Annotated in this window: 16 protein-coding genes; 4 read left to right on the top strand and 12 right to left on the bottom strand. The window is 72.2% G+C overall.

Annotated elements, in window-relative coordinates; translation table 11 throughout:
* The first annotated feature begins 69 nt into the window (after positions 1 to 69).
* Positions 70 to 609 carry a CGNR zinc finger domain-containing protein gene (locus ACWDLG_RS09020; RefSeq protein WP_449917666.1) on the top strand — a complete coding sequence of 180 codons (540 nt, stop codon included), beginning with the start codon at positions 70 to 72 and terminating at the stop codon, positions 607 to 609.
* Between the two features lie 118 nt (positions 610 to 727).
* Here the strand turns inward: ACWDLG_RS09020 and ACWDLG_RS09025 are convergent, their stop codons facing one another.
* On the bottom strand, positions 728 to 886 hold the full coding sequence (locus ACWDLG_RS09025; RefSeq protein WP_449917669.1) for a hypothetical protein: 159 nt from the start codon (positions 884 to 886) through the stop codon (positions 728 to 730).
* Between the two features lie 212 nt (positions 887 to 1098).
* On the opposite strand from ACWDLG_RS09025, the gene ACWDLG_RS09030 reads away from it, so the two are divergent.
* Entirely contained in the window at positions 1099 to 2043 is a 945-nt protein-coding gene (locus tag ACWDLG_RS09030; RefSeq protein ID WP_449917671.1) for a GNAT family N-acetyltransferase, read from the top strand.
* A 133-nt stretch (positions 2044 to 2176) separates the two neighbouring features.
* On the opposite strand, the gene ACWDLG_RS09035 is transcribed toward ACWDLG_RS09030, so the two are convergent.
* Entirely contained in the window at positions 2177 to 2788 is a 612-nt protein-coding gene (locus tag ACWDLG_RS09035) for a YdeI/OmpD-associated family protein (protein WP_449917673.1), read from the bottom strand.
* Between the two features lie 168 nt (positions 2789 to 2956).
* On the opposite strand from ACWDLG_RS09035, the gene ACWDLG_RS09040 reads away from it, so the two are divergent.
* Together ACWDLG_RS09040 and ACWDLG_RS09045 are read left to right on the top strand one after the other, a co-directional pair.
* Positions 2957 to 3946, top strand: a complete 990-nt coding sequence (locus ACWDLG_RS09040) for a hypothetical protein (protein ID WP_449917675.1) — start codon at positions 2957 to 2959, stop codon at positions 3944 to 3946.
* Positions 3940 to 4305, top strand: a complete 366-nt coding sequence (locus ACWDLG_RS09045; protein WP_449917677.1) for a GntR family transcriptional regulator — start codon at positions 3940 to 3942, stop codon at positions 4303 to 4305. The genes ACWDLG_RS09040 and ACWDLG_RS09045 overlap by 7 nt, the downstream gene beginning before the upstream one ends.
* A gap of 86 nt (positions 4306 to 4391) precedes the next feature.
* Here the strand turns inward: ACWDLG_RS09045 and ACWDLG_RS09050 are convergent, their stop codons facing one another.
* From ACWDLG_RS09050 to ku, 10 genes are all read right to left on the bottom strand, one after another.
* Complete coding sequence (locus tag ACWDLG_RS09050; RefSeq protein WP_449917679.1) at positions 4392 to 7244, bottom strand: CDP-glycerol glycerophosphotransferase family protein; 2853 nt, start codon at positions 7242 to 7244, stop codon at positions 4392 to 4394.
* An 89-nt stretch (positions 7245 to 7333) separates the two neighbouring features.
* Positions 7334 to 7654 (bottom strand): MGMT family protein, encoded by a 321-nt coding sequence (locus ACWDLG_RS09055; protein WP_354905911.1) that lies wholly within the window; start codon positions 7652 to 7654, stop codon positions 7334 to 7336.
* Positions 7648 to 7983 carry a hypothetical protein gene (locus ACWDLG_RS09060; RefSeq protein WP_354905909.1) on the bottom strand — a complete coding sequence of 112 codons (336 nt, stop codon included), beginning with the start codon at positions 7981 to 7983 and terminating at the stop codon, positions 7648 to 7650. The genes ACWDLG_RS09055 and ACWDLG_RS09060 overlap by 7 nt, the downstream gene beginning before the upstream one ends.
* Before the next feature lie 72 nt (positions 7984 to 8055).
* The gene (locus ACWDLG_RS09065; RefSeq protein WP_449917682.1) at positions 8056 to 9222 is read right to left on the bottom strand and encodes a S8 family serine peptidase; all 1167 of its coding nucleotides are present in this window, start codon (positions 9220 to 9222) and stop codon (positions 8056 to 8058) included.
* Positions 9216 to 10037 (bottom strand): hypothetical protein, encoded by an 822-nt coding sequence (locus ACWDLG_RS09070; protein WP_449917684.1) that lies wholly within the window; start codon positions 10035 to 10037, stop codon positions 9216 to 9218. The genes ACWDLG_RS09065 and ACWDLG_RS09070 overlap by 7 nt, the downstream gene beginning before the upstream one ends.
* A 207-nt stretch (positions 10038 to 10244) precedes the next feature.
* The gene (locus ACWDLG_RS09075) at positions 10245 to 11447 is read right to left on the bottom strand and encodes a S8 family serine peptidase (RefSeq protein ID WP_449917686.1); all 1203 of its coding nucleotides are present in this window, start codon (positions 11445 to 11447) and stop codon (positions 10245 to 10247) included.
* A complete protein-coding gene (locus tag ACWDLG_RS09080; RefSeq protein WP_449917688.1) occupies positions 11441 to 12160 on the bottom strand; it encodes a hypothetical protein in 720 nt (239 codons plus the stop codon). Before ACWDLG_RS09080 ends, ACWDLG_RS09075 begins: the two co-directional genes overlap by 7 nt.
* Before the next feature lie 263 nt (positions 12161 to 12423).
* Entirely contained in the window at positions 12424 to 13605 is a 1182-nt protein-coding gene (gene moeZ, locus ACWDLG_RS09085) for an adenylyltransferase/sulfurtransferase MoeZ (RefSeq protein ID WP_449917691.1), read from the bottom strand.
* Positions 13606 to 13646: 41 nt separating this feature from the next.
* Positions 13647 to 14543 (bottom strand): alpha/beta fold hydrolase, encoded by an 897-nt coding sequence (locus tag ACWDLG_RS09090; protein ID WP_449917692.1) that lies wholly within the window; start codon positions 14541 to 14543, stop codon positions 13647 to 13649.
* A 74-nt stretch (positions 14544 to 14617) separates the two neighbouring features.
* Positions 14618 to 15445, bottom strand: a complete 828-nt coding sequence (ku, locus tag ACWDLG_RS09095) for a non-homologous end joining protein Ku (RefSeq protein ID WP_449917694.1) — start codon at positions 15443 to 15445, stop codon at positions 14618 to 14620.
* Positions 15446 to 15466: the final 21 nt, after the last annotated feature.

The raw sequence follows: 15466 nt of genomic DNA on the forward strand, positions 1-15466 counted from the left end.
CCGGCAAAGGCGGTTATCTGACCGTCGCAGGCCACAAACTAACCTGTCAAGTCGGTTACTATGGGGTTCGTGGAGTTCACCTTCGTCAGCGGGAACCTGGGCCTCGACCTCGCCGGGACGGTCGGCCACCGGCGCAACGAGCGCGTCGACCTGCTGAGCACGCCCGCCGACCTGGCCCGGTGGACGGTCGCCGCCGGGCTGCTGGACGCCCCGCCCGCCGCGGACGCGGACGACCTGGCGCGGGCCAGGGCGCTGCGCGAGGCGATCTACCGGCTGGCTTCGGCCGTACGGCTCGGCGCCGGGTTCGAGCCCGCCGACCTCGACCTGGTCAACCAGGCCGCCGGGGGGCGGCTCCCGGACGTGCGGCTGCTCCCGTCCGGGGACGTGGCGCGCGCGGGAGACGTGGCCGCCGCCCTCGCCACCGCCGCCAGGGCGGCGATCGACCTGCTCGGCGGGGCCCAGGCGGCGAGCGTCAGGGAGTGCGAGGCCGCCCCCTGCACCCGGCTGTACGTGGACACCTCGCACCGGCGCACGCGGCGGTGGTGCGACATGCGCGGATGCGGCAACCGGGCCAAGGCCGCCGCCTTCCGCGCGCGAGCCTCCGGCTGATCCGGCCACGGCACGACTCTCGCCGGGTCAGGCGGGCGGCGGCACGGCCGTGGGCACGCCCGTCTCACCACCGCGAGGCGCTCGGCGTCCTGCGACCGGCCTGCGGCCGCCGCGGGCCTCAACGGACGACGAAACCGCGCCAGACGACGCGACGCCTGTTCTCCACGGGCCACTCGCCGGCGCGGACCCCGGAGTGGACGAGCGCGATCAGGGCGGCGCCCATGCCGCCGACGACCAGCACGCCCACGAGCAGCATCAGGATGTGTCCCATGTTCACGACGAGCTCCGATCTAATTGAAACTTAAACTAGATGCCTCCAACCCGCGGAACGCCCGGCGCATTCCCTGTTGCGCCAGGCAGCGGCAGGCCGCTAGGGTCCGGGCGGTGATCGATCGGAGGAGGTGAGGAGCAGCATGTCGTCCGCCATGTCGTCGCGCTCTCCCTCCGGACGGGTGTCCGCCTGAGGGAGCGCTCCCGCAAGGAGATCCCTTGACCGAAACCGACTTCCGCGCTCTCACCGACGAGCGCGAGTTCCCCCTGTTCGACCGCGTCACCCGCCTTCCTGACTCCGGCGTCGGCCGGCGCAGCCGTGCCTTCGCCGAGCTCGCGGCCGATGGCGAGTACCGGCCCGCCTGGGTCTGGATCGCCCAGCGCGGCGACGAGGTCGTCGCCCGCGCCGCGTTCTGGGGCCCGGCCGACGCCGAGCACCCGTGGGCCCTCGACTTCTTCGACTTCGACACCGTCGAGACGGGCGCCGCCCTGCTCCGCGCCGCCTACGCCGCCCTCGTCCCACCCGGCTACCACTCCCCGCTGGGCAGGCGGCCCGAATACCACCTCTTCCTGCCCGCCGACTGGCGCGAGCGTCCCGACGCCAGGGCCGACGCCGACGCGCGGGCCAGGGCGGCCGAGCTGGCCGGCCTGGACTTCCACGTGGAACGGCTCAACCTCACCTGGAAGCGCGAGGACGGCCTGCCGTCCCGTCCGGCCAGGCTGACGTTCAGCCCCGTCACGGACGACGAGGTGCTGCTCGACCTCCTGGCGAACGTCCTGATCGGCAGCCTCGACGCCTGGGACAGCCGCGAGCTGCTCACCAGGACGCCGCGCGAGGTGGCCGCCGAGACGATGACGCTGCTCGCGGACATGCCCGGTGGACGCGGCCGATGGCGGCTGGCCCACGACGCGTCCGGCGCGCTCGTGGGGATGGTCATGCCCACCAGGAACGCGAAGTCGGCGACCGTCGGCTACATCGGCGTCGACCATCGCCATCGCGGCAACGGATATGCCTTCGACCTGCTTGCCGAGGCGATGCACCTGTTCGCCGAGGAAGGAGAGCAGGAGATCAACGACAACACCGACGTGGGCAACGCGCCCATGGCGGCCGTCTTCGAACGGGCCGGATACCGCGTGTCCGGCCGCCGCATGCTCTTCACCTGAGCCGCTTCCATGGCGGCCGGCACCCGCCGGTCGCCGCACGCTCTTCACCCGAGCCGTTTCCCGCATGCCACGTCAGCCGCGTCACCGCGCAACCGGCCGCACGCCGTGGCCCGGTGGCCCGGCCGCCCGGTGATCAGTCGCTCGCCGGGAGCCGACCGCCGGGCCCCAGCAGGCCGGCGATCGCCGTCCGCAGGCGAACGGCCCGCCCGGCCGGCGTCCTGGCCTTGAGCAGCGGGAGGATCAGCAGGTAGCGGCCGGTCTTGTCGAGCGCCTCGAACCGGGCGGCGGCCTCCGGTTCCGCCGCCAGCGCCTCGGCCAGGTCGGCCGGGACGGTGACGTCGCGCTGCGCGGTGTACGCCGCCTCCCAGCGGCCGTCCGCCCGGGCCGTGGCGACCTCCGCGAGACCGGGCGGACGCATGCGCCCCGCGGCGGTCAACCGCTCCACGTGCTCGACGTTCACCCGCGACCAGGGGCTGCCCTTCCGGCGGCGCGAGTACCGCTGCAGGTAGACGTGCTCGTCACAGGACTTGCGCCGGCTGTCGATCCAGCCGTAGCACAGCGCGACCTCCAGCGCCTGCGCGATCGTGACCGAGGCGACGGGCGACCCCTTCTTGGCGATCTTCAGCCAGACCCCGCCGCCGGCGTCGTGATGCTCGGCCAGCCACGCCTCCCACCCCGCGGCGTCCGCGAAGAGCATCGCCCGCTCGGGGTCGCCGGCGCTGCTGGTGATGGGTGCTCGCGACATGGGTGGGCCCTTTCCTTCGGTCCGTGACAGGTCCTATCCTCCGCCGCAAAGTGCTCACCAAATGAGCACTTTGTCGGGGAAGTTGACGTCCCGAGCCCGCACCGGTCCGTTCCGCTCGCCAAACTGTTAGCAGTGTTATAGTCAAAAGCAAACACTTGGAGGTGGCCGGTGTCCCCATCCACGGACTTCGCCGCGCAGCGGCGTCCTCGCCGCCTGGTCCTGACGGTGCTCGGTCCACTGCTGGTGTTCATCGTCCCCATGCTCCTCGTCGGTCTGCTCGGCGAGCGCCTGCCCGATCGGGTCACGGTCAACCACTGGAGCTTCGACACCAGGATCGAGTTCACCTGGCGGGACTGGTCCGCGCAGCCGGTCTTCGGCGTGATGGTGTGGATGGAGGCGTTGCTCGTCATCACGTTCCTGCGTTACTGGCGGGTGCCCGTGGTGCAGCGCCTCCTGGTGGCGATCGGCTTCGTGGTCGGTCTCACGATCCCCGTGGCCTTCATGACCTGGTCGCTGGGGCTGGTCGACGTCCTCGGGGACGCGGCGCCGCCGGGCCGGCCCGTGACGGTCGAGATCGCGGGGACCCTGGGGGCCTTCGCGCTCGGATGGATGGCGGCGGGCCCGTCGCCGGCGCACCCCGAGGCCAGGAGCGCCCCGCCCCCGCACGTGAACGCCATGGCGATCGGCCCGTGGCAGCGGGTGATGTTCGTGACCTCCGCCTGGTCGGTTCGCAGCCTGCTGATCGGCGCTCTGCTGGCGGCCGCGGCCGTGTGGGTGGCCGTCCAGGCGTACACCGGATGGCTCGGCGTGGCCCTGCTGGCGTTGTGGACGGTGGTGGAGACGGCGCAGGCGCGTACCCGTCTGCAGATCGACGGCTCCGGCGTCACGATGACGTTGCCCTGGCTGCGGCTGCGCCGCACCGTCCCGTGGGCGCGGATACGCTTTGCCGAGGCCAGGCCCGAGGCCCCCGCCGGCCGCTACAAGCTGGACGACCGGGAGCACGGCTGGGGGGCCGTCAGCGGCAGGGGGCCGGTGCTGGTGCTCTCGCTCGCCGACGACCGTTCGTTCGTGTACTCCACCCCGGAGGCGGACACGGCGGCCGCGCTGGTCAACGGCTGGCTCATCAGGCAACGACGCGAAGAGACGGGCTCATGCTGATCACGGTGGATTTCTCGTCGGCCCAGCCGCTGGCGGACCAGGTGGCGGGCGCCGTACGCGCGGCGCTGGCCGGCGGTACGGCGGGGCCCGGAGACCGGTTGCCCTCAGCGCGCAACGTGGCCGCCACCCTCGGCATCAACCTGCACACCGTCCTGCGGGGCTATCAGCAGCTACGCGACGAGGGCCTGGTCGAACTGCGGCGCGGCCGTACGGCCGTCATCTCAGGTACGGCGGACCAGCTGCGGCTGCGCCTCGCGGCGGCGGCCGAGGAGTTCGCGAAGGCCGCCCGGCAGGCGGGAGCCTCTGACGAGGAGGCGCTCGCCGCGGCCCGGCAGGCGCTCCACAGCCTGCGGGACTGACGCCGCCGTCGCGCATCCGCGATGTCACACGGTGGAGGAACGCGCGAAGGGCCCGGGCGCGTGCCCAAGGCCCTTCCGCGGGAACCCTACGAGAACAGGTGGTCGACGACGCGGGCCGTGGCCTTGCCGTCGTCGCGGGGGGCGTACGTGGCCCTGAACGCCTCGTACCGGTCAGCGTGCGCCGCCGCCACCGTGTCGATCGACCGCAGCGCCTCCACCACCTCGGCCGACCGCGACAGCACCGGTCCGGGTGCCTGCTCGGCGAGGTCCAGGTACAGCCCGCGCTTCGCCGCGTACTTGTCCAGGTCGTAGGCGAGGAACACGATCGGCCGCCCGGTGGCCACGAAGTCGAACATCGACGAGGAGTAGTCCGTGACCAGCACGTCCGCCACCAGCAGCAGGTCGGACATGTCGGGGTAGGTGGTGACGTCGTGGGCGACGTCCGCGGGCACGACCGGCATGGCCTGCATCGGGTGCGCCCTCACCAGGAGTTCGTGGTCGGCTCCGAGTTCGGCCCTGGCCAGCGACAGGTCCAGCTTGATGGCGCTGTTCTTCCTGTCGTAGTCGCGCCAGGTGGGCGCGTACAGCACGACCTTCTTGCCTTCGGCCAGGCCGAGGCGCCGCCGTACGGCCGCCGCGAGAACCTCCCTGTCCGGCGAGGTGAGGACGTCGTTGCGCGGCAACCCGCTCTCCAGCACCTCGCCCTTGTAGCCGAACGCCTCCCGCAGGACGGGCGTGGCCCACGGCGACTGCGACAGCAGCACGTCCCAGCCGCGGACCTCGGCGGCCTGCCGGTGCCAGACGGGCGGGCGCGGGTCGCGCGACATGTGGGGCAGGTCGTTGCCGATGCGCTTGGCCGGCGTGCCGTGCCAGGTCTGCAGGACCACCTGGTCCTCGCGCGCCCTGAACCAGGCAGGCAGGAAGGCGTTGGTCACGATGTGTCGGGAACGTGCCAGCGCGGCGTGATGCTCCCTGCTGCCCGCGCGGACGACGGTGGCCGGGCCGGGCGGGACGAAGGCGCCGTCCTTGACGACCCAGATGTGCTCACGGTCGTCGCCGCGGCGCAGCCGCTCCTCGTAGATGGCGCGGACGCTGTCGGCGTAGTGGCGGCCGTCGTTGACGACGTAGACGGTCGCCTCCTGGATCGGCTCGCCGCGCTGGGCCGGGTAGAACACGCGGCGCAGCACGTGGGTGCCCGCCACGCCCTTCTCGTCGGCCGGCCGGGTCTCCTCGGCCATCAGCACGGGCACGTCGAAGCGGGTGGAGACGAACCGGTAGCCGCGTCCGGAGAAGGAGTGCCACGTCTCGTCGAGGGTGGGCAGCGCGCCGTGGGCCATGCGCGCGGGGACGATCTCGCCCGTGGGGTGGCGCACTGACAGGTTCCAGGTGCCGGAGGGCATCGGGATCCGCTCGCCGAACCGCTCCGTCTCCGACGGCGTCAGCCGTACCGTGAACTGGTGGCCCGTGCGGGTCATGTCCGCGTGGAACATCAGCCCCGAGCGGTGCCGCATCGACAGGCGACGGGGCCCTTCGGCGTCCGGGTACTCGCCGCGCAGTTCGAGGACGGGTCCGTCCCAGGTGGCGGAGGTGATGACGGGCCTGATCCGGTGCGCGGAGACGACGACGCGGTCGCGCCGGTCGCCGAGCACGGTGATCTCCCTGTCGCCGACGGTGGCCCTGGTCTCCTCCAGGGAGTCGCCGAGCATGACCGAGGCCGCCGGGTCGCCCTTGGGCTCGACCCACAGCCTCCGGCCGTCCTTCTCCTGCAGCAGAGCCGGTACGGCCAGCGCCACGGTGACGTTGGTGCCGCCCTCGACGGGGTGGAACTCGGCCGCCATGCGGTGGCCGCCCAGCCTGGCGTGGCCCTTGGTGCAGGTGCGTCCGGGCAGGAAGACGGTCAGTTCGAGACGCTCGCCGTCGAGCCGGACCCCGGTCAGCTCGGCCCGGTTCGGCTGGAGGACGACCTGGAGCGCCCGGTCGGAGGTCCACACGGGACGCACCCACCAGCGCGGCTTGACGCGCAGCCCGGCGGGCCGTTCGGTCCTGCCGAGGGAGGCGCCGCGCAGCAGGCCGGTGGCCCGCGCGCCGCGCGACCAGAAGACGATCTCGGCCCGCCAGGTGGTGGTGTCCTGGACGGCGGGCCGGTGGCGCATCTTGCGCCGCACCGCCGACACGACGGCGCGCAGCGAGGCGCGCCAGCGCAGCGGCCACGGGCTGAGGGTGGCGGTGAAGCCGGACCAGTCGTAGTTGCAGCCCGGCTCGCGCGCGGCGTGCGTGGCCTCGGGGGCGAGCGTGCGGCGGGTGCGCATGCGGACGGGCGGCAGCCAGCGGGGACCGCGCAGCACGACGGTGGCCCGGTTGAAGCGGCGGCTGCGCACGGACAGGCCGGCCAGGTAGGCGTAGCCGTCGACGCGCAGCCGGCCGTTCTCCCAGACGATGTCGTCGATCTGGGTGACCGGCACCAGGTCGGAGCGGCGCAGGCGGTAGAGGTCGGCGGGCAGCTCGTCGGCGAACGGCAGGTCGGCGTACCAGCGCAGGCCCCTGCGGATGCGCTTGGACGGCTCGGCGGCGGCCGTGACGACCTTGGTGAGGGTGTCGCCGTCGATCAGCTCCGCGTCGGGACGGTGCTCGACGAGGTGGTAGGCGAGGCGGCGCTCGACGGGCAGTGCGCGCTTGACCTCGGCGTCGACCTCGGCCAGGTAGGGCTTGAACAGGTTGACCAGCTCGCGCCTGCGGGCGGCGCCGCGCTTGACGGCCTGGTCGAAGCGCGGCCCGAGCGAGCCGCTGAGCACCGCGGCGTCGAACGCGCGTCGTTCGGTGGCCGGCAGGCCTCCTGCCCGGACGGTCCGCATGATCGCGTCGAGCGGCTCCCCCCGGTCACAGAGGTCCTGGACAACCTTCAGGCGCTCGGCGACGACATCGCCGGTTGGGGTGGCCATGAAGGGCACCGCCTTTCGGACCCGGGAACGGTGGGCAGTCCCTCGCTATGGTAATGCGCGTCACATACCGTAAATCCGCAAAAAGGGTGTCATGCCAGGTCAGTTGGTTCCTGAAAGTCCTCTGTAGGCAGCCATCGGGCATCGCGCATGTCCACGCGTTCGCCACGCAGCGGCGTGCCCTCCTCCCGCCAGTGCGGCAGTGCCCGGTCGACCAGGCCGGATGCGGCGGTTCCGTCGGCGTGCACGACGCGCCACCACGGCACGCCGCCGCCCCACGTCGACATCACGGTGCCCACCTGCCGCGGCCCGCCCTCACCGAGATACTCGGCGATGTCGCCGTAGGACATGACCTGCCCGGGCGGGATGCGTTCGACGAGGTCGAGCACCCGCTCGCCGTACGGTGTCACCACGCGGCGGGCCCTGCGGCGAGGATCTCGTCGAGTTTGCCGATGGCGTCACCGTCGACCTCGATGACGCCGTCACGCAGGTAGTAGTGCTCGCCGTCCTCGCCGCGCAGCCGGCCGCCGAGGACCGCGGCCAGCCGGACGAGCTGGGCGACGTCCCAGTCGGAGGCGGGCGTGCCGACGACGCGGTCGCGCCAGCGCGCGACGGGGTGGTGCTCGTTCCCGGCCAGGATCTCCCCGGGTTCGCGCAGCGAGAACCCGGCGGGCGCTATCGCTCTCGCGAGCTCGGCGAAGGCGAGCGGAGACTCACGCTCCACGTGCAGCTCGTAGCTCATGAGGCGGGAGCATACTCATGATCCCCACAGGTCCTGGGGCACCTTGCGAAATCTATGACAGAAAAGCCCGTTTCATCGTCCTTTGTTGCGCTGGCTCAGCAGCATGACGGCGCCGCCGAAGGCGATGAGCCCGATCACCACGCCCGAGCCGAACAGCCACATCCGCCACGGGCTCGGCCCCGGCGGGGAGGGCAGCGGCGCCTTCTTCCCCGCGCCGAAGTGCTTGTCGTCGGGCACGGGCACGCCGCGCTGCCGGCCGGACAGCTCTCCCGCCCGGTCGAGCGCCGCGGCCGCGTCGACCACGCCGAAACCCACCTTGTCGTCGTAGCCGGCGGACGGCCGGGCACGGGCGCTGCTGGTGATGGCCTGCGTGACCGTGCTGGGCGGCAGGTTCGGGTACCGCGACTTGACCAGCGCGGCGACCCCCGCCACCAGCGCCGCGGCCACGCTGGTGCCCTTGCCGGAGCCGAGCGCGCCGTTCTTCCTGAGCACGGGCACGTCCACGCCCGGCGCCGCGATCATGACGGAGGCGTTGTCGCTGCTGAAGGCGGCCCGCCTGCCCTGCCGGTCGACCGCCGACACGCCGATCACACCCGGGTACCCGGCCGGGAAGGTCCAGTAGGAGGTGCTGTTGGCCCTGGCGTAGGCGGTCTCGCCGTCGTTGCCCACGGCGGCGACGAGCACCACGCCCCTGTCCAGGGCGTAGGCGACGGCCTCGCGCTCGGACCTCTGCACGCCGTACGTGCCGATCGACATGCTGATGACCTTGGCGCCGTGGTCGACGGAGTAACGGATCGCCCTGGCCAGCGGGCTCTCCCTGCTCATCAGCAGATCCTCCTGGGGCGGGACGACGTCGCCGCCCAGCGTCTCGTCCACGGTGATCGGGACCGACAGGATCCGGGCCCGAGGGGCGACCCCGATGAAGCCGCCCCTGTCCCCTGAGGCGGCGATCAGCCCCGCCATCGCGGTGCCGTGCTCGCCGGGGACGGCTGCTGTCGCTTCCAGCGTCGGCGACGACATGTCGGGGGCGACGGTGACCTTGCCCTTGAGGCCGGTCGTGCCAGGCGCGACGGCGCTGTCGATCACCGCCACGGTGACGCCCGCGCCCTTGCTCACCGGCCAGGCCTGCTCGGCGTTGATCGCGGTCAGCACCCAGCGCTGCTGCTCGCGCTCGGGGGGCGCCGCTGTGCCGTACAGGACCAGGATGGCCGCGAGCAGCGACCGCACGACCGTCAGCACGCGTTCCCCTGGGTGCAGCGCGGAACCTTGGGCGGTTCGGCGAGGAAGTAGGCGATCTGGCCGCTCACGGACTTGGCCGCGGACCACAGCTCGCTGTGCAGGATCTCCTCGGCGGGGATGGCGGCGCGGGTGCGGCCGTCGGTGTAGCCGGCGGCGGAGAAGACGATGTACGGCCCCGCGCCCACCCAGCCGTTGCGCTGGCGCTGGTCGAGCCCGAACCGCTCGGCCACGGTGCCGGGGAAGGCGACGGGCAGCACGCCCACGCGGTCGTCGATCGTCAGTTCCTCGGTCGCCGCCGCCCTCGACTCCTCGTCCCGCAGCACCGCGACGCCCACGGTGAAGACGAACATGGCGCTCTGGTCGACGTAGGTGGCGCGCAGCACGGTCAGGCAGCCGTGCTCTTCGAGCACCCTGGCCACGGCCCTGTCGGTCGCCGCCGAGCACCCGGCCTCGGGCGCGATGCCGACCCTCCTGGCGTACTGCTGGGCCTGGTCGAGCCCCTGGTAGGCGACCTCCTCGGGGAAGACTCCCGTGGCAGGCCACGCCTGCCAGCGCCGGGCGACCTCCTCCTGCTTGTACCGGGTCTGCTCGGCGGCGGTCAGCGGGCGCGACCTGGACTCGGCGAACAGGCCCGTGGTGCCGAGCAGGACCACCACGGCGGACAGCGTCACGATCGCGCCCAGCAGGCCGAGGAACATCGTGCGGAACCTGACGCCGCGGGCCAACGCCGCGAGCTCGGCCCGGTCTTTCGCCGCCTGCCCGTCCCTGCGGCCGGTGGCCGAGGGCCACGAGCGCACGCGGGAGCGCCGGGTCACAGAGGCGCCGAGCGGCGATCCGCTCCGCGCAGGCTGTCCCGATCGAGGTAGCCCGGACACGGGCCGCCTGCGTGCCCTCCCTGACGTGTCCCCCACCGCTCCTCACTCATTCTTGGTTCTCGCCCAGGAGAAACGTGAGCTCACCCTGGCGGTGACGGCCCCTTTTGTGCGTTTCTCATAGGTAATTCGTCCCCCTACGGACGCGGATCATGCCTCTTGGTGATGGTCTGCCCTGCGCGTCCGCTTGACCAGTGCGGCCATCACCAGCACGGCGGCGAGCGCCACCACCGCCGCGGCCGCCGCGATGGAACCGAAGACCACGATCCGGCGATGATCCCGGTGGATCACCTGGATGGGCGCGGCGGCCCTGCCGAGCGGCCGGTCCGGATCGTAGGCGTCCTTCCCTCGGGCCGTGTGCGTGTGCCCGGCCAGCCTGCCCGCCTCGGCGAGCGCTCCGGCCGCGTCGACCACGCCGAAGCCCGTACCCGTGTCGTAGCCCCCGGACGGGCGCCTGGACGCGCTCAGCGTCATGGCCTGCGACACCAGGGCCGGCGACATCCGCGGATACCTGGCCTTGATCAGCGCGGCGACACCCGAGACCAGGGCGCTGGCCTGCGAGGTGCCCTTGCCCACCCAGTACTCGTTGCCCGGCCCCGCGCCCAGGATGTCGACACCGGGCGCGGCCAGCAGCACCGAGGGGTTCCAGTTGGAGAACGACGCCCGGCGCAGCCCCCGGTCGGTCGCCGCCACCGAGACCACCCCGGGGAAGGCCGCCGGGTAGGAGTAGGGGGCGTACCCGCTGGCCTCGGGCTTGCGCGCGCCCTCGTTGCCCGCCGCCGCCACCAGCACGACGCCCTTGGAGATCGCGTAGCGGATCGCCTCGCGCTCCTGCTGGGTGGCGAGTTCCTTGGAGATCGACATGTTGACCACCTGCGCGCCCTGGTCGACGGCGTAGCGGATGCCCTTGGCCACCACGTCCTCGTAGCGCTTGGCGGTGTTGAACTCGCCGAACCCCGGCTCCTCGTCCTCGAGGATCACCCTGACCGACAGGATCCTGGCGCGCGGGGCGACGCCGATGACGCCGTCGCCGTTGCCCTGCCCGTGGCCGTGCCCCGCGATGAGGGAGGCCATGTAGGTGCCGTGCAGCCGCAGCGGCTGCACGTTCGGCGGGTTGGCGCCCTTGGTGAAGTCGGCGCCGACCGTCACCGAACCGGCCAGGTCGTGGTGGGCGGGATCGACCCCCGAGTCGAGGACGGCCACCAGCACGCCCGCTCCCTTGCTGGTCCGCCACGCCTCCGGCAGTCGCAGCGTGTCGATCACCTGCTGCTGGCTGTCTCGCACGCTGTCGGCGTGCGCGACCGGCGCCACCAGCAGGGCCAGCGCCACGGCTACGCCCAGCCGCCTCAGCATCGCCACCCCTTGGCCCCGCACTGCGGCACCCGCGGCGTGCTCAGCTCGGCCAGCACGCGCTCGCCGAGGTCGGCGGCGAAGGCGAACACGGCGGGCCGCTGCTCGCCGACGGCTCGCGCGGGCCTGCCGTCCACCTGGCCCGCGGTCGTCAGCACGAGGTAGGGGCCGGCCTGCCGTACCGAGCCTGCCTGGCGTCCCTGCGCGGTGAACCGGTCGGTCACGGTTCCCTCGAACGCCACGGGCCGCAGCCCCGGCACCGGCCGCCCCGAGATGGGAAAGACCTTCTTGGCCCGTACGGCACGCAGCTCGTCGGGCAGCGCGACCACGCCCACGGTCACCACGACGCCCTGCAGCGCGTCGAGGTAGGTGGCCCTGAGCACGCCCCTGCATCCGGCCTTGCGCAGCGCGGCGGCCGCCTTCGCGTCGACCGCGCCGGCGCAGCCGGTCGAGCGGGCGATGCCCACGCGGCGCGCTCGCTCCTGGCCGCCCTGCTCGGCGATGTAGGGCAGGGTGGCCGGGAAGATCTTGCCTGCCGGCCAGCTGTGCCACCGTTCGGCGACCTCGCGTTCGGCGGCGTTCTCGAGCTCGGCCTGCGTGGGCCCTCTGGTGAGCTCCGCGCCGGACGCGCTCGCCGCGACGCCCGCGGTGATTGCGCAGATCAGCGCCAACGCGGACGTCACGACCAGCGACGGCCATGCTCGTCGGTTGCTCACAACTCGACCTTAATGCGGAGCGCCCGGCGACATCCCCTCAACCCTGTCATACGCGTCCCTGCAAGACTCCGGATCGTCTCGCTGCCCGCGGCCTCGGAGGAGGCGGAGTTCTCCTTCATGCGCGATCAGGTTTGGGGTGAGCGACCCGGTGCTGTCGAAGCACGCGAGCGCGCTCGAGGCCGCTCGCCCAGCCGGGCCGCACCGTGCCGTGAACGGGACCGGGGACACCGCGGCGCGGTGTCCCCGGTCGCGCGGCCCGGCCGCTAGTACGTGGGAAGGCTGGGGTCGACGGTCTTGACCCAGCTCAGCACGCCGCCGCCGACGTGCACCGCGTCGGAGAAGCCGGCGTTCTTCACGACGGCCAGCGCCTCGGCCGAGCGGGCGCCCGACTTGCAGTGCAGGACGATGCGCTTGTCCTGGGGCAGCTTCTCCAGGGCAGACCCGTTCAGGAACTCGCCCTTGGGGATCAGCGTCGCGCCCGGGATGGAGACGATCTCGTACTCGTTCGGCTCGCGGACGTCGATGAGGAAGATGTTCTCCCCGCCGTCCTGCATCGCCTTGAGCTCCTGCGCGGTGATCGTCGAGCCCGAGGCCGCCTCGGCCGCCTCGTCGGAGATCGTGCCGCAGAACGCCTCGTAGTCGTCGAGCAGCGCGGTGACCGTCGGGTTCTTGCCGCACAGCACGCACTCGGGGTCCTTGCGGACCTTGACGTCGCGGTACTTCATCTCCAGGGCGTCGTAGATCATCAGCCGCCCGACGAGCGGGTCGCCGATGCCGGTGAGCAGCTTGATGGCCTCGTTGACCTGGATCGAGCCGATCGACGCGCACAGCACGCCGAGCACGCCGCCCTCGGCGCACGAGGGCACCATGCCGGGGGGCGGGGGCTCGGGGTAGAGGCAGCGGTAGCACGGGCCGTGCTCGGCCCAGAACACGCTGGCCTGGCCGTCGAAGCGGTAGATCGAGCCCCAGACGTACGGCTTGCCCAGCAGCACCGCCGCGTCGTTGACCATGTACCGCGTGGCGAAGTTGTCGGTGCCGTCGACGATGAGGTCGTAGCCGGAGAAGATCTCCATCACGTTCTCGGTCGACAGCGCGGTGTTGTGGATGACGACCTCGACGAGCGGGTTGATCTCGCGGACCGTCGCCGCGGCGCTCTCGGCCTTGGGCCGGCCCACGTCGGACTGACCGTGGATGATCTGACGCTGGAGATTGGACTCGTCGACGACGTCGAAGTCGATGATGCCCAGCGTGCCGACGCCCGCCGCGGCGAGGTACATCAGCGCCGGCGAGCCGAGGCCGCCCGCGCCCACACACAGCACCTTGGCGTTCTTCAGCCGCTTCTGCCCGGCCATGCCCACGTCGGGAATGATCAGGTGGCGCGAGTAGCGGCGCACTTCATCGACGGTCAGCTCGGCGGCCGGCTCGACCAGAGGTGGCAACGACACAGTTCTACGCTCCCGATTAGGGGTCCTATCTCCACTGAAACCTAGCTCGGGAGTGGGGCATTCCCCAATCGCGTCTCACGGATCAGACGGCGGGCCTCCACGGCGACCGCCCCGGGCGCCTCCATCTGGGCGACGTGCCCGGCGTCACGCAGCAGGACGAGCCTGACCTGAGGGAACGCCCTGAGCGCCCGTCTGGCCATGGCGGGCCGGACGAGCCGGTCCTTGCGGCCGTGGATGATCAGGGTGGGCGCGGTCACCCCCTCCGCCAGCCGCCACAGGTTCCGCTCGCCGCGTCTGAAGTACTCCGTGACGATGCCGCGCGCCGAGCCGATCAGCGCGCTGCCCGCGTACGGCAGGCCGTCCCGCCTGCGCAGCTCCTCGACCGCTTCCCGGAGCCTGACCGGGTGCACCAGGGAGATGTCGGCGTAGCACATGGCCAGCGAGGCGTTGACGCGCTGCTCGGCGGGCACGAAGCGCAGCCGGTCGGCCACCCATTCGCCGAGCCGCGGGGTCGCCGAGGCGGCCACGCGCGCCGGGCCGTACCGGGGGACCAGGTCGGGCAGCGCGGGCGAGATGAGGGTGAGCGAGCGCACCAGGTCGGGACGGGTGGCGGCCACGGTCACCGAGACGGCCCCGCCGAGCGAGTTGCCGAACAGGTGGGCGGGGCCGGTCCGCTCCATGAGACCGATCACCGCCGCGGCGTGGGCGGCGACGCTGTAGTCGCCGTCGGCGGGCGCGGGCGAGTAGCCGGCGCCGGGCAGGTCGATGGCGTGGCCGGTGACCAGGTCGCGCAGCTCTCCCATGAGGTCGGTCCAGTTGGTGGCCGAGCCCGCCAGGCCGTGCACGAACACCGCCTGCTCGGAGCCGCCCTCAGGCGTGGAGCGCACGTGCACGTCGCCGACCATCCTGCCGGGCCAGCGCGCGATGGGTTCGGTCACCGCTCGTCCCCCTTCCGTTTCCTCGACGATAACCCGCTTGTCGCGTGGTCAGCCCGAAACGGACATGGAGCACCCTAGGCGGACTTGCGTGCCTTCTTCTTCGGCTCCTTCTTCGTGGTGGCGCCGCGCTCCTTCTTCGCCGCCTCGACGCTGGCCCGCAGCGCGGCCATGAGGTCGACGGCCGGGCCCGCCTCCTCCTCGCCCTCGGGAGCGGCGATGACCTCCTTGCCCGCCACCTTGGCCTCGATCACCTGCTGCAGCGCCTCGCGGTAGGCGTCGCGGTACTCGCCGGGATCGAAGTCGGCCACCATCGTGGCGATCAGCGACTCGGCCATCTTCAGCTCCTGGGGCCGGACGTCCACGTCCTCCTCCAGGAAGCCGAAGTCGGTCTTGCGGATCTCGTCGGGCCACAGCATCGTCTCGAGGACGAACACCCCCTCGCGCACCCGGAGCGTGGCCAGCGACTCGCGCTGCCGCAGCGCCACCTTGACCACCGCGACCTGTCCGGAGTTCTCCAGCGCGTCGCGCAGCAGCACGTACGGCTTGGCGCCCTGCGCGTCGGGCTCCAGGTAGTAGGACTTGGCGAAGTAGATCGGGTCGATCTGGTCGGCCGGGGTGAACTGCAGCACGTCGATCCGCCGCGAGGTGCTGAGCGGCAGCTCCTCGAAGTCCTCGTCGGTGAGCACGACGATCTCGCCGGTGGGCAGCTCGTACCCCTTGGCGATGTCGGAGTAGGGCACCTCCTCACCGTCGACCGTGCACACGCGCTTGTAACGGATCCTGCCGCCGTCCTCGCGGTGCACCTGGTGGAAGGTGACGTCTTTCTGCTCCGTCGCCGAGTAGAGCTTGACCGGGATCGTCACCAGCCCGAAGGAGATCGCACCTTTCCAGATGCTGCGCATGGGGCACTCCAGGAGAAATAG

The sequence above is a fragment of the Nonomuraea sp. NPDC003727 genome (genome assembly GCF_053586935.1).

What these genes read in the sequence shown, in the direction of transcription:
- ACWDLG_RS09035 (WP_449917673.1), bottom strand. Translation starts at nt 2,788, where the DNA reads ATGTCGCGAGCACCCATCACCAGCAGCGCCGGCGACCCCGAGCGGGCG.
- ACWDLG_RS09045 (WP_449917677.1), top strand. Translation starts at nt 3,940, where the DNA reads ATGCTGATCACGGTGGATTTCTCGTCGGCCCAGCCGCTGGCGGACCAG.
- ACWDLG_RS09050 (WP_449917679.1), bottom strand. Translation starts at nt 7,244, where the DNA reads ATGGCCACCCCAACCGGCGATGTCGTCGCCGAGCGCCTGAAGGTTGTC.
- ku (WP_449917694.1), bottom strand. Translation starts at nt 15,445, where the DNA reads ATGCGCAGCATCTGGAAAGGTGCGATCTCCTTCGGGCTGGTGACGATC.
- ACWDLG_RS09075 (WP_449917686.1), bottom strand. Translation starts at nt 11,447, where the DNA reads ATGCTGAGGCGGCTGGGCGTAGCCGTGGCGCTGGCCCTGCTGGTGGCG.
- ACWDLG_RS09060 (WP_354905909.1), bottom strand. Translation starts at nt 7,983, where the DNA reads ATGAGCTACGAGCTGCACGTGGAGCGTGAGTCTCCGCTCGCCTTCGCC.